Origin of the sequence: Oligoflexus sp. (assembly GCF_035712445.1) — a bacterium.
Taxonomy (GTDB): domain Bacteria; phylum Bdellovibrionota_B; class Oligoflexia; order Oligoflexales; family Oligoflexaceae; genus Oligoflexus.
Genome location: NZ_DASTAT010000097.1, coordinates 33,484 through 45,989, shown reverse-complemented (window position 1 = coordinate 45,989; position 12,506 = coordinate 33,484). Strand labels below are relative to the sequence as shown.

13 protein-coding genes are annotated in these 12,506 nt (G+C 52.1%); 4 read left to right on the top strand and 9 right to left on the bottom strand.

Annotation, left to right across the window (positions count from 1 at the left end; translation table 11 throughout):
- Positions 1–134: 134 nt before the first annotated feature.
- Positions 135–1,289 (bottom strand): hypothetical protein, encoded by a 1,155-nt coding sequence (locus VFO10_RS21175; RefSeq protein WP_325143949.1) that lies wholly within the window; start codon positions 1,287–1,289, stop codon positions 135–137.
- Between the two features lie 239 nt (positions 1,290–1,528).
- Here VFO10_RS21175 and VFO10_RS21170 point away from each other — a divergent pair, with 239 nt between their 5' ends.
- Entirely contained in the window at positions 1,529–2,482 is a 954-nt protein-coding gene (locus VFO10_RS21170) for a hypothetical protein (protein ID WP_325143947.1), read from the top strand.
- A gap of 92 nt (positions 2,483–2,574) precedes the next feature.
- On the opposite strand, the gene VFO10_RS21165 is transcribed toward VFO10_RS21170, so the two are convergent.
- The 4 genes from VFO10_RS21165 to VFO10_RS21150 form a co-directional block, all read right to left on the bottom strand.
- Positions 2,575–3,813, bottom strand: a complete 1,239-nt coding sequence (locus VFO10_RS21165; protein WP_325143945.1) for a DCC1-like thiol-disulfide oxidoreductase family protein — start codon at positions 3,811–3,813, stop codon at positions 2,575–2,577.
- Positions 3,791–4,408 (bottom strand): DUF5819 family protein, encoded by a 618-nt coding sequence (locus VFO10_RS21160; protein ID WP_325143943.1) that lies wholly within the window; start codon positions 4,406–4,408, stop codon positions 3,791–3,793. Before VFO10_RS21160 ends, VFO10_RS21165 begins: the two co-directional genes overlap by 23 nt.
- A gap of 56 nt (positions 4,409–4,464) precedes the next feature.
- Positions 4,465–5,052, bottom strand: a complete 588-nt coding sequence (locus VFO10_RS21155) for a hypothetical protein (protein WP_325143941.1) — start codon at positions 5,050–5,052, stop codon at positions 4,465–4,467.
- Between the two features lie 192 nt (positions 5,053–5,244).
- A complete protein-coding gene (locus VFO10_RS21150) occupies positions 5,245–5,607 on the bottom strand; it encodes a hypothetical protein (RefSeq protein WP_325143939.1) in 363 nt (120 codons plus the stop codon).
- 227 nt (positions 5,608–5,834) lie between these two features.
- On the opposite strand from VFO10_RS21150, the gene VFO10_RS21145 reads away from it, so the two are divergent.
- Positions 5,835–6,689, top strand: a complete 855-nt coding sequence (locus tag VFO10_RS21145; protein WP_325143937.1) for a TIGR02147 family protein — start codon at positions 5,835–5,837, stop codon at positions 6,687–6,689.
- Between the two features lie 145 nt (positions 6,690–6,834).
- A complete protein-coding gene (locus VFO10_RS21140; RefSeq protein ID WP_325143935.1) occupies positions 6,835–8,538 on the top strand; it encodes an acyl-CoA dehydrogenase in 1,704 nt (567 codons plus the stop codon).
- 25 nt (positions 8,539–8,563) lie between these two features.
- Here the strand turns inward: VFO10_RS21140 and VFO10_RS21135 are convergent, their stop codons facing one another.
- Together VFO10_RS21135 and VFO10_RS21130 are read right to left on the bottom strand one after the other, a co-directional pair.
- Positions 8,564–9,502 carry a serine/threonine-protein kinase gene (locus tag VFO10_RS21135; protein ID WP_325143933.1) on the bottom strand — a complete coding sequence of 313 codons (939 nt, stop codon included), beginning with the start codon at positions 9,500–9,502 and terminating at the stop codon, positions 8,564–8,566.
- 102 nt (positions 9,503–9,604) lie between these two features.
- The gene (locus tag VFO10_RS21130; RefSeq protein ID WP_325143931.1) at positions 9,605–10,048 is read right to left on the bottom strand and encodes a hypothetical protein; all 444 of its coding nucleotides are present in this window, start codon (positions 10,046–10,048) and stop codon (positions 9,605–9,607) included.
- Positions 10,049–10,136: 88 nt separating this feature from the next.
- Here VFO10_RS21130 and VFO10_RS21125 point away from each other — a divergent pair, with 88 nt between their 5' ends.
- Positions 10,137–11,033, top strand: coding sequence for an alpha/beta hydrolase (locus VFO10_RS21125; RefSeq protein WP_325143929.1), 897 nt, complete (start codon positions 10,137–10,139; stop codon positions 11,031–11,033).
- Here VFO10_RS21125 and VFO10_RS21120 read toward each other — a convergent pair.
- Both VFO10_RS21120 and VFO10_RS21115 read right to left on the bottom strand, forming a co-directional pair.
- Complete coding sequence (locus VFO10_RS21120; RefSeq protein WP_325143928.1) at positions 11,002–12,021, bottom strand: hypothetical protein; 1,020 nt, start codon at positions 12,019–12,021, stop codon at positions 11,002–11,004. The genes VFO10_RS21125 and VFO10_RS21120 overlap by 32 nt on opposite strands.
- Positions 12,022–12,044: 23 nt before the next feature.
- Positions 12,045–12,461: a hypothetical protein gene (locus VFO10_RS21115; RefSeq protein WP_325143926.1), complete on the bottom strand. Its 417-nt coding sequence runs from the start codon at positions 12,459–12,461 to the stop codon at positions 12,045–12,047.
- Positions 12,462–12,506 lie beyond the last annotated feature (45 nt).

Genomic DNA, 12,506 nt, shown 5'->3' with positions numbered 1-12,506 from the left:
TATGGTTTTTCAATGTTTTTGATTGGTTGCAGTTGAAATAGCGATTTTTTTGCTCCGTTTCGAAGCCAAAGTCTTGATAGCCCTCTTTTGAGCATGAATCTTAAATGGATAGGATCATGAGCTGCGCAGTCTGTCTAGCAGTCCCTCATCAGACCAAGCAGGTCGCTCGACCGACCCTGACTCACTTTGGTGCAGAGCGAGACATACTCAAGCAGGATGACTCCAGAGAGCTCTTTGATTTTGTTTCGATGCAGCCAGCGACTGACGGCTCCCAGAATAAGAATCTGCTTATCCACACTGTGACACTGATTCAGCTTTTCCAGGATTCCTCCCAACAGCTGCAGTCGGGTGAGGAGCAAAACTTTTTCGTCATAGGAACGTTCAAGGTCTCTGACGATGGGATAGTAAAAGCCCTGCTCTTTCAGTTCAAGGCTGTCATCACGAAGGAGCGTACGAATTTTAGGAAGCTTCTTGAGCCACTGAAAAGTCGGTGCCGCAAGCGCCCACAGGAAGAATTCGAGAACGTAGCTCGCGCGATAATGGGTCGATCCTTTCTGCACCAACTTGAACAGTTCATCCAGATTCTGAGTCTGATGCACCTCGCAGCAGCATCGTTCCCAATCGAGTTCCAACTGAAGGTTGGGGTCGATGGGCAATCCCGACGTTTCCTGATTGAGGGAGAGAGCCTCGGCGAATCTGCCGGTCAATCGCAGGGATCGAATCCGATTGATGCGGGCCAGCATCCAAACGTCTGCCGATGTCTCACTGCTTTCGGCGGCATGAAAATACCCCAGCGCTCTTTCACCATGACCAAGCCGCAGATATTTGATTCCAAAGAGCAGGTCGACGAATTGCTTTCCACCCGGCGGTTGATTGCCCGAGAGTTGGATCGACACATACTGCTCCCAAGTCGCCTTCCAGAATTGGCCGTCTTTCAGATGGATCTGGCTGGAGATCATAGCCAGCTCTCCATAGAGAAAGGCGAGCTTCGACTTTTGGGGAGTGACTTGGAATACTTTAAGAGTGGCCTCGGCAACCTGCATGAGATCCTTGACCTGACTCGATTGCAGGCCTCCATGCCGCTCATGATGAGCCAGAGCGCTCATGGCATAAACAAAGAGTCTGATTCCATCTGTGGGTGTTTCGCTGGCGCTGAGCTGGTTGATTCGTAAGAGAATGAACTCCAGCTTGCTGGCGACCCCAACCTCCTGCAGCTTGCGATCAAGCTCGGCTTTGATGAGCTTTTTTATCTCGGTCACTTCAGGAAAAGTCCAAAGCGAGCGACTCAAGGCGTAGACTCCTCTGGTTCGGGATCTCATAGTGAGCTGATTATACAATAAAAATCTAGAGATGATACAGTTTTCCGGCATATTCCTTGCATTTCAGTTTTTTAAAGCGAGAGTTTCGTCGTCCAGTTTGGGCCGGATAAAAGGGATCCTTTATGTCTGAGAACATGCGCGGCTTGCTGTTGAAAATTTTGATTTCGTCTGCATTTTTCCTGTCTTGCAAGAGCGGGCTGAATGGCTTCATGACATCGGATAAAGCCAAGAGTTCCGCTGCGGCTGACGCCCTCAAAGCCAGTGATCGCCCTTCAGATAGCTCAGGCGGTGTACCTGGATATCTGACGTTTGGATGCCGGCTTGGCTTCACTGACGAAGGCATGGACGTTTATAGTTCCTGTGTGGCCCAGGACGGTCAAGGCAAAGCCAATCTCCCGGCCCTGGCCAGTTCCTGGAACTTTCGCTTCGTCCTGCCGGAGGACGCAACTCCTGGCACTCTCGTCACCATCACGGAGCTGCCCCAGGAGAATCCTCAGCATGTCGTCTATCGTTTTTCGGGTAAACCTCGGGAAGCGCTTCTGAATCTAGCCATGCGCACAAAGTTCAAGTTGGATCTTCGCCTTAACGACCAGGTGAGCATGGTGACTCTCGATGAGACGCGGGATCGGTTGACCGATATTTCCTCGGCCCCTCGATATCGCTATATCCGCATCAGCTTTCCCTCATTGAGGCAACCCTGGATGGATACCCAGGAACTGGATATCGAGCACCTGGAATTGAAATGGGAAAATCAATGGCGTGCGGGCGTGTTCAGCGAATATTCCGGACGTCTGGGTCCTTATGAGGCTCTTGTCTCGGCCAGCAGCTATGCCAGCGATCGAAGCAGCTTCCCTTACTTCGCATTTCAGCGGGGACCGCAGGGAAATATTTGGGAAACAGCTTTTCGAACCTATGAGACCACCGGGCAGTATAATGCCATAGGCACTCCACAATGGTTAAAAATCGACCTCAAGGACTATCCCATAGCCCTGCAGGGAATTCGCCTTGATGGAGGGGACAGCAAGGACACCAATGGTTCGGAAGGTTCTCCTGATGCATTTTATATTGAAGGATCGCAGGATGATCTGAGCTGGACGCTTATTAAGGGCAGTCTTTATGAAAATGTCGATACCACGCGTCTTTCCACGTTCGAATGGGAATGAAGCGACTGGTTTCCTGATCATGCAGGATGATGAATCCTAAAAAGACAAGGGACCATGCCGGCCCCTTGCCCAATATCCGTCAGGGATTTCTATCAGCTTCGCGAGTGCCCGCGGGCATCCAGGACGCAAGTTCCCTTGCGACAGGCCTGCCGCCAGCTGCGCGTGGCAAGATAGTCATATCGTCTTTGGCCCCAGCCATTGACTCTCATCAGGAGAGCCAGAGGCAGACAGGGAAGAAGCAATGGCACGCGCCGCAGAAGTTCCAGCATCGCATCAAACCCCTCCCGGTTTCGCGCTCCGTCAATAGCCTGAATACGAGTCAATCGCTGTTCAAGCGGGATATCAAGAAGTCGAAGGTCCTTCGGATCATGAGCGCGATCCACAATGATCAGTTTCCGCCAGTCCAGAACCGAAACGAGGGACGCGATGCGCATGCAAACTGCGCATTGTTCGTCAAATGCAATCACAAGGGTTTCGTCGGTCGGCATGAACCGCAGAACTCGTTCGGACCAATCCTCCGGGAAAAAGCTGATATACGAGAGACACATCACAAGGCCAAATGTGAAAAGGCCCATACCAAATGCAATTCCCAAGTGGATCATGCAACCGACGATAATAAGAGGTTTGCGCCATTTCCTGAGCCAGATGCCCAAAGGAAAGAGATACTGGAATGCCAAGGTCGTATATGTACCGATGAGCGAAAGGAAGGGCCACTTGCGCATGAGGTATGCGATCCAAGGGTGACCGTAGGTTTCCGATTGAAAGAGATAGTAAAGGGCCATACCATTTTGCCAAAGATGCCCCTGAAGCTTCAAAAGTCCCGCTGTCAGATACACAATGGCAATCTGCAAGCGACACATAATAAAAGCGCCATTGGACAAAGCGCGGTTGAAAGCTCCGAGCCACCCCGGTCCAGACGGACGGCCGCTGGTATTGACCAGCATCATATAGAAGAGCAGCAGTTGAGAAAGGTTGTTGCCTCCATCCAGGATCACGCCGCTCAGGTTATAGATATTCATCGTGCTCACATAGGCAAGGATCATCATTATCCGCGGCCAGATCCCCAGGATTCCCAGCACGATCGCACCGAGCTGCACCACGAAGAACCAAAGGTAGTAAGGCCCCACAGCGGAATGCTGACCCAGATGGAAAATCCACGACCAGATGCTGCCATCGAATCGGGTGCGCATGACATAAGCGTGCGGCCCAAAAATGGTTTCATGGAAGGGCAGGAGCAGGATGGAATGCAGGCCAAGCCAGACCAGAAGGGCGATGCGAAAAAGCTGGGCCGTTTTGAGAAAAAGCTCCTCACGAGCCAATCTTTGTATCATGACGAACCTCCTGACTATGGCGACGGTAAATAGGCTCAAAGGGGATCTCGACGACGCGATCCCAATCGAGTTTGGCATCCTTGACCTTGGTAAAGGGCACAGGTGAAAATTCCATCACCTTGAATTGAATCGCTTCCAGACGCGACGGTCTTTCCGGATGACGGGTGAGGCAATAGTCCACGGAAAAGCGTCGCGCCAGCTGCTTCGGTGTCTCCTGCAGCTCCGTATAGGTCTTATCCTTCTTGCCAATATCTTTCTTCAAAGACTGGGCGATGTCATCAAAGAGCGCGATGACTTTGCTGTAACCTGTAATCCTTGTCAGCTGATGACGATGCAAGGCGCCCGCGAAGGGATCTTTCCAGCTGGTCCAATGACCATTGGCATCGCCGCAGCGGACGGCGAATTTAACGGAATTGATGCCCGGATTGGGGCTGAAGAGATGCCAGTTCTGATAAAAAATATTCTGCATATAACGGAACGACAAAGGACCAATGTGATACTGGAGGAGATTCGGTGGTCCCAGATACGTAGCGATCATGAGCAAATGAAAACCCAGCAGCAAAGCCACCAACGAGCCTGCGATGCGATATTTCATGATATTTTCCTCTGACGGTAGAAAGAAAAGGGGGCTTCGGCCCCCTGACGGATCGATCAATAGTTCAGGCCTTGCGCCACCTGCCCCAGCCCCTGGAAGGCGCTCAGACGGAACTGCAGGGAACGAATGGCTTCCAAACGGATCGCGGGGGACTTGACATAATCAAGGGATCCCAAAGTTCGAATGCGGTCGAAGCCTAAATCAGCCGGGTTCCATTTGGTATCCCGATAGTCCTTGTAAACATCCCAGGCCAAGGCAGCGGCACCCACCACCACAGCGGCAGCAGCCCAATTCATGTTGTCACCGAAGCGGTGGTCAAGGATGTTCTGCTTTTCTTTCAGCGTCAGACGCTCCCAGTAATCAACACTGGTGCGAACATCCGCAGGAGTCGCAGGGAGATCCTTCAAGTTACGGAAGGCCTCGTCCATCATTCCCAGCACCTCGCGCTTGTCTTCCACCGTAAGTTCCTCTTCGAACTTCGGCAGTTTGGAGAGATCAGGGCAGGACAGGCAGGTGATGGGAAACTTGAGGACAGGTGGCTTAACCAGGATGGGATTCTTCAGAAAATCAGCCGATGCAAGGCTTGACATCATGCTGGACGCGAGGGCGAGACCAATCACAGCTTTCTTTGCGAAACGAGACATTTTTTTTCTCCAATTTTGTAGTCGAATATTCCGTTCACATGACCTGTTTAGACAAGGGCTCGGAAAGCTGCGATGCAGAATGAAGGAAAGCTCGGGAAAAGGTTCGCAGAGGAAGCGGATCTTGCGAACCTCATGGCGGACGAAAAAAAGCCCGCAGGACGCGGGCTTCAGAGTTTGAGTGGCAAACAGAAATCAAGGCTTGATCAAAATACACTTCACACAGATCGAGGATTTTAAAAGATCAGGCTTATAGATCACGAAGTCGTCCGGAGTCTGGTCGCTGGTGCCGACGACACTGGAATTGCAAAGATGCCATGTTTGTCCAACGGGTGGAGGCAGGCAGGGGCACACAAATTTCTTTGCATAGTCCAATTCCTTCCAGGTCAAACGGTTTTGCACGTAACGGTTCTGGTAGTCTTCCAGGAGTTCAGCCCAGTTGAATTTGATGGCTGGGTGCAAGGTGCTGGCCGCCGATATCGTTCGGGTTTGACCCATGAGCGGACTGGCCAAAAGCAGAGGGACCAGGAAGGTGCGTCGCAAAGTTTTACTGAACATTTTAACCCCTTTCGAATATAGTCTGTTTCTTGTATGCACACATGTGTGCATGGTCAAGACGGAAGAGACCTGGATTTGCGTTCGCTGAGTTGCCCCATTTTGCCCAGGGTTGCCTTAAGATATTGAAATGAAAGAATACTCGTTTTCAGCCCCGCAATCTAAACGGGCCAAGGCGTTCGCAAAAACACTAAGTTTTGCGAACCTTTCTTCTTATTGAAGGATAAGGGATGCGCGAAACAATCGAACTCCTCCTCTCCGCCGGAAGCGGCACAGAAGCCCTGCGGCGGCTTCTCACCTGGCACCGCCAGCAGAATAGCAAGTATTCCTATGCCTGGATTGCGAAGCAGCTCGGGCTCAGTTCGAAAGGACATATCGCGGATATACTGAGCGGACGCCGCGTCCTCGTCCCGCGCCTCTGGGAGCCCTGCCTCGCCATGATGGGGGTGAAGGGCTTCCCTCTTAAGTACTGCCGACTTCTTTTGGAGATCGAGCAAAGCATCGACGCGGGCGAGGACGTGGATCCTGCCCGCTATGAGCATCTCGAAGCTTTGCGCAAAAGTCTCCAGGGCGAGATTCATCGAGCCTCGGACCGGCTGGTGACGCATCAGCTGATCCTGCAGATCCACTCCGTCTTCGGTCTTTATAAAAATCGCCCCACGCGTCGTGAACTCATCCAATTCTTCGGTCGTCAGCATGCGATCGAAGTGGATCATGCCCTTCAAATTTTGATCAGCGAAGGCATGGTCATTCGTTTGAACGATCATTACCAACTCAAGGATGAAGCGCGGCATGTGATGGTGCTCGGCCCTCAGCCTGAACTCAGCAAAGTTTTGGATTTCCTAAAGCAGGGCCTGGACCAGAGCAAGCTTGCCATGGACACCTGGGCCACGCAGCGGGACCTTGCCTGTTTTCGCAGCGCCCATGTCAGCGTCCGCAAGGAAGCCTACATAAAACAACTCGACTCTCTGCGCGATGAAATGCTGCGGATGCAAAATGAAATGGCTACGGAAGACGGCGACATGCTCATTCGCATCGACTACCAGATCTATCCGGTGGGTGAGAAAGGCGTTCCAGGATCGTGAATAGCCGAATGGTTCGTCTTGTATGAGCGGCGGTAAAACGCTGCAGCCAAAGAAAAAAGAAACCAGGCGACGAAAAATAACTTTGCGTCATTCGCAAAGCAGGCTAACCTGAGGCTCCATCACAGCAGACAGACGGGAGAACCTCATGTTGCTCTTGAATCCCAAGCACTATAACCGCTTCCATCCAGATCCTAAATCCAAGGCCCTGATCGAAAAGACCATCAGCTTTTTTGAACAGAAGGGTCTGGCCGCAATAAAAAATGATGACCAAAATTCGACGTGGCACGATGATTTTTTTCAGTTCGTTCGTGAGGAAAAAATCTTTGCCCAACTTTTGACCCGTGCGGGTTATGGTTCCAAAGACAGCCGCTGGGATATGTGGCGGATCAGTGAATTTAACGAGATCCTGGGCTTTTACGGACTTTCCTATTGGTATGCGTGGCAGGTGTCGATTCTGGGCCTGGGCCCCATTTGGATGAGCGATAACGAAAACGCCAGGAATGAAGCAGCTGCAGCTCTGCAGGACGGAGGCATCTTTGCCTTCGGTCTTTCAGAAAAGGCCCACGGTGCTGATATTTATTCCACAGACATGACTTTAACCCAGGATGGCGAGGGTCGCTGGAAAGCCAATGGCACCAAATATTATATCGGCAACGGCAATAAAGCCGCGATGGTGTCCACCTTTGGCAAATTCGCTGCCACCGGCGATTATGTGTTCTTCGTCGCGCGCCCTGGACAAGCCGGATACACAGTTAAAAAGAAGATTGCGACTTCAGGCGTGCGTCCGGCTTTTGTCGCGGAGTATGAACTGAAGGATTACACGGTCACGGACAAGGATATTCTCCACCGTGGGGAACAGGCCTGGAATGCGGCTCTCAACACCGTGAACATCGGCAAGTTTGAATTGGGATTTGCTTCGATCGGCATCGCGACACACGCCTTTTATGAAGCGATCGATCATGCGGCGAATCGCGAGCTTTACAAGCGTCAGGTCACGGACTTTCCCCATGTGAAGAAACTCTTTACCGAAGCCTATGCGCGCCTTGTGGCCATGAAACTGTTTGGACTCAGGGCCTGTGATTATATGCGCGTCGCTTCACCCGAGGATCGCCGCTATCTCCTCTTCAACCCCATCATGAAAATGAAGGTGACGGGCCAGGGCGAGAAAGTGGTTGGCATGCTGCATGATATCATCGCCGCCAAGGGTTTCGAGCAGGACACCTATTTTGAAATGGCCATTCGTGACATCGGCATGCTGCCCAAGCTGGAAGGCACCACACATGTGAACATGGCCCTGATCATCAAATTCATCAAAAATTATTTCTTCGGTCATGTGTCCTATCCCGATGTTCCGCAGAAAAGCGAGGCGGTCGATGATGCCTATCTTTTCCGACAGAATTCCGGTGGTCTGGGAGAGATTCGCTTTGGTGACTATCGCCGCGCATTCGAAGGCGAAGACCTGTCCAATATCCTGCTCTTCCAAAAGCAGATCAGCCTCTTCAAAAAACTCATCAGCGAAACACCGCCCACGGAAGCACAGCAGAAGAACGTCGACTTCATGCTGGCCAACGGTGAACTTTTCACGCTGATCGCCTATGGGCAGTTGATCCTGGAAAATGCACGAATTTATGCAGTTAAACCGGCTCTAAAAAATCAAATTTTCGGCTTTTTGATTCGGGATTTCTCAGAATACGCTTTGAAGATGATTCTGAATCACAGCATCGAGCCGGCTCAGGAAGCCATCTACCAGCAGATGATCATAAAAGCTGATGCCGATCCATCCGGCTTTCAGGAGGTCTGGACCCAGAGCGTTCTACCCTTGAAAGAGGCCTATCGCATGAAGAACTGATTTTCACTCTGGAAAGGCAGCCATCTCACTTGCGCTCGTAGCCAGCATAAATATCCTGGATGTATTTCTCAGGCAGGGGCGCGGCGAGTTCACCGTCAGCCAGGAACTGGCGGATGGCATATCGGGAATAGCGGATATCAAAGCGCTTCAGGATCTTATAGACATCAACGATCATGGATTCCGCGTTCTTATAGCGGCTGCCGAGCTTAAACTTCAAAGCTTTTTTCAGAAGGCTCCGAAGCATCGACTGCATACGGCGATCATCACAGCGAATCGCCGAGAAATCTATATTCTTCATGGACGACAGGATTTCATCCCGCTTCTTGCTGGCCTTCACGGCTTTTTCACCCGTGACCATTTCAAACAGCAAAAGCCCCACGCAGTAAAGATCGGATTGGGGGGTGATCGACGACTCCACCACATGCTCCGGTGAATAATACCCCGGCGTCCCCACCATATAGTTCTTATAGTTTTCCACTTCCCCGTTGCAAGCCAAACCGAAGTCGGTGAGCAGCACCTTCCCGGTATTGGAAATCAATACGTTGGGACTGGAAAGATCGGAATGTATCGTATCGTGCAGATGCAGATAATCAATACCCTGCAGTATATCAATCGCCACGCAGAGGGCCACCAAAGGCGGAACCTTCCCGAAGTGCCGCATCATTTTATAGAGCGACCAGCCATCAATAAATTCCGTGACGATATAACAGCTGGGCGGATCGAAGCTCGCATCTATATACTCAACGATGTGCTTATGCTTCAGCCGTGCGACGATCAGAAGTTCACGATGGAAGATGCCGAGGAATTTCCGACTCTCCTGATAACGATCATGCAGGATTTTAACCGCAACAGCCCGACCGGTCTTCGGATCGGTTGAACGAAATACGCGCCCGAGGCCTCCTGATCCGACCTCGTATTCGACGACGTAGGGCCCGATTTTTGTCACGGGTTCCGGTGACGACATGGACCTTGTGCTCCTGCTACGGAAATACTCACCGTCTTTATCGGAGCTTTCCCCGTTAAGTTAAGGGGGTATCCATGTCAGGGCTTTGGGAAGTGGGGCAAGTCAGGTCAGAAGTTTCAAGCTTTCCGTATAGTTAAACCCGATGCTATCCAGGCGGCCCAGGATCTCATCATAGAACTGGTCAGCGTAAAACCCCAAAAGACCCATGCAGGTGCAGAAAGATTCATAGCAGAATTGCTTGTTGAAGACTTCAAGGCTCATCTCGATGCGGCCCTGATCGCAAAGGCTCAAACGCACCATGGAACTGCGGCCATTGAGTTCCAGAAGGCAGCGGGCGATTTCAGGCCAGGCTTCCCAGTCGATGTCCAGACCAAGATAGGGCTCGATGTGAAACGAGATCCACGTATCCGAAAGACTGATGCGCAGGGGAAAACTGCGATCCTGCCCTTGGAATCCTGTCGTCCATTCATGAGTGCCGCTACTTCGATACGTCCAGCCGTAGGTCGCCAGATAGTTTTCCAGTAACGGACCAGTACATCGCTCCATTGCTAGCCTAGCCCCTTTAATAATATATTTATCAGGCTATCGAGGATCTTTGACTTCGTCAACTGCAGTAAATTGGAGAATGTTGAACTTGAATCCTATCGTGCTGCGAACAGGAATGCCTCTGCCCAAAGCCTTGCAAGCCGAGCTTGCCACACGCGGTGCTTCGTATACCTCTGGGCAATGCGATGATCCGACTCGCGACGCGCGCACCAGCTATCACCTTTTTCATCCCGGTCCCGCGTTCTCGGGAACGGTCACCGTCCTCTTTCACGGCACGGGCAATGATGCCCTATTCTGCTGGGAATATTTAATCCTTGATCTTTTGAAAACAGGCCGCGCGGTTTTCACCTTCGATCTTCCTGGCCACGGCCGGTCAAGCAGCACGATCCTTCATGAAGCCAGCTTCGCCCGGGCCGGATCCTTTCTTCCCAGGCTACTTCCCGAGCTTCTTCCCGCTTTAAAAGAGGTGGAAGCGGTTGGCTATAGCCTCGGCGCTCTTGCAGCTCTGCAGCAGGTTTCCGAAGCTGCCATGCCCTGGCGGGCGCTTGTGCTGATGGCTGTACCGGAGCGAGTGGAACTGTCGGCGGCTTTTCTGGTCGACGAGGCTCTGAGTTTTTTTCAGAAGACCTGGTGGCGGCAGGTCCGTGGCTTCGGTTGGGATGCAAGCTTTCCGGCCTTTGGTCCTGTGCGGCGCGCCCGCTTTCCCATTCGGCTGGACCCGGACATTCGTATGAGCTATCCCGCCTTCGTCGACGGAATTTTTAAAAATAGAAATGTGAAAGAGGAATTGAAGAACTTATTGCTTCCGATACTATTGCTGTATGGAACGCGAGACAGTCTCGCGACAGCAACATATGGTCAGAGTCTGGGGAAGCGCTGTGAGCTGATCCAGGGGGCGAATCATTTTCTTCTGCCCCTGGCCGAGGAAACAAGGAAAAGACTGGTCGGCTGGCTTATTTCTCGACAGCGCCCTGCTGCGAGTTAAGCTCTTCGATCACTTCCTTCTGCTGCGCGACCTCTTTCATATCATCCAGGAATAGACGGATGTTGGCGGTCGATTCGCGCTGCGAGCTTTCGATGAAGGCCACCTGGACTGGAACCGGCTGACGCGAGAGCAGCACAGCCAAAGCCAATCGATTGTCGGGAATATGCTTTTCCAAAACCGCGAAGGCCATTTCCGAAAGAGCCCGGTTGCGTGAGACGGCATACTGGAAAATCACCGGCAGACCAGGATGATTCAAAGGCAAAGGATTTTCCGAGAAGAAGCGGAAGATCACCGTGCAGGTCAGAAGATTGATCGTCTTTTGATTCAGCTGCCGCAGATCTTCAAGATCGGCTTTGTTCAGATAATCAATGAAGGGAGAGGACGCGCGATTGGCATCCAAAGCCAGCATCGCATTCGCGTACTCAGGAGCACCCTGCTGCATCAGACCGAGGACGAGGAAACTGTAAGCGTTCTTGATGCCGTTTTCCTGAATCGCACTCGCCATGTCCGGCACCAGCATATCCGATTCACGACCGCGGGTCAGAGCATCGCTCAAAAGACTTTCAATCGCGCGCCCCACTTCTGCAGATGGACGCGTAGCCGCCAGACGCCAACCCACCCGACGGACCGCTTCCTGCTTCGAGCGAGCCAGGCGATTCAAAATTTCAGGATTCATGCTGTTGCCGCTCACGCGATAAACATGAGCCACATTCAAAAGCACCGGCGTCGGCAGACTATCGTACTCTTTCAAAAGATCGACTTCCGCGATCTTATGCAGCTCCGGCATCTGATTGCGATCCTTGGCCAGCTCACGCAGTTCCGGCAGAGTTTCGGCGCCGTAACTCACGGCTTTGCGATAGGCATCTTCAAGGCTCATATCGCGGGTGATTTGGGGTTTTTCCGTCGGGGCTCCGGTTTCCAAAGTTTGGCAACCCGCCGTTCCGATCAGACCTGCCAAAACCAAAAGACGGCTCCACTGTCCAGCCATCGTCATCCTACTCCTTTACTCAATTAACGCAGGGGCGCTTTGATATGAACACGAACCGCACCACCCAGGGCTTCTTCCAACTGCTGGCTCCACGATCCGGTCCGGTCGTGATTTCGCGCTTCGATCACCAGCTCCTGAGGCGATGACCAATGGATACGCGTGAAATGCAGCTCCAGATGCGCGGCCGTCCAGGTTCCCATTTCAATGCGACAAGGCTGGCCTTTTTCTGTCGGGCCTTCCACGGGAATCGCAAGGGCTTTGCCAAACTTCGAAAGAAACAAAGCCGGCCAATCCAACTGAATCAGCGGCCGGGCCGAATCCAGGCTTTGCCAAAGCTGACCATGAAAGCGCACAAGGCTTTGCAGTCTTAGCAAAGCATAGATGAGAAGCACACAAGCGAGCGCGGACGCGACATGAAAGACCAGGTTGAAGCTGACCACGTTCCTCTCTCTTCCTGAAACCCAGGCCGGAAAAGCCTCTTTGGT

Coding starts and splice junctions, on each gene's coding strand:
- VFO10_RS21145 (WP_325143937.1), top strand. CDS start 5,835: ATGCGCGAAACAATCGAACTCCTCCTCTCCGCCGGAAGCGGCACAGAA.
- VFO10_RS21120 (WP_325143928.1), bottom strand. CDS start 12,021: ATGGCTGGACAGTGGAGCCGTCTTTTGGTTTTGGCAGGTCTGATCGGA.
- VFO10_RS21170 (WP_325143947.1), top strand. CDS start 1,529: ATGACATCGGATAAAGCCAAGAGTTCCGCTGCGGCTGACGCCCTCAAA.
- VFO10_RS21135 (WP_325143933.1), bottom strand. CDS start 9,502: ATGTCGTCACCGGAACCCGTGACAAAAATCGGGCCCTACGTCGTCGAA.
- VFO10_RS21130 (WP_325143931.1), bottom strand. CDS start 10,048: ATGGAGCGATGTACTGGTCCGTTACTGGAAAACTATCTGGCGACCTAC.
- VFO10_RS21140 (WP_325143935.1), top strand. CDS start 6,835: ATGTTGCTCTTGAATCCCAAGCACTATAACCGCTTCCATCCAGATCCT.
- VFO10_RS21155 (WP_325143941.1), bottom strand. CDS start 5,052: ATGTCTCGTTTCGCAAAGAAAGCTGTGATTGGTCTCGCCCTCGCGTCC.
- VFO10_RS21165 (WP_325143945.1), bottom strand. CDS start 3,813: ATGATACAAAGATTGGCTCGTGAGGAGCTTTTTCTCAAAACGGCCCAG.
- VFO10_RS21150 (WP_325143939.1), bottom strand. CDS start 5,607: ATGTTCAGTAAAACTTTGCGACGCACCTTCCTGGTCCCTCTGCTTTTG.
- VFO10_RS21160 (WP_325143943.1), bottom strand. CDS start 4,408: ATGAAATATCGCATCGCAGGCTCGTTGGTGGCTTTGCTGCTGGGTTTT.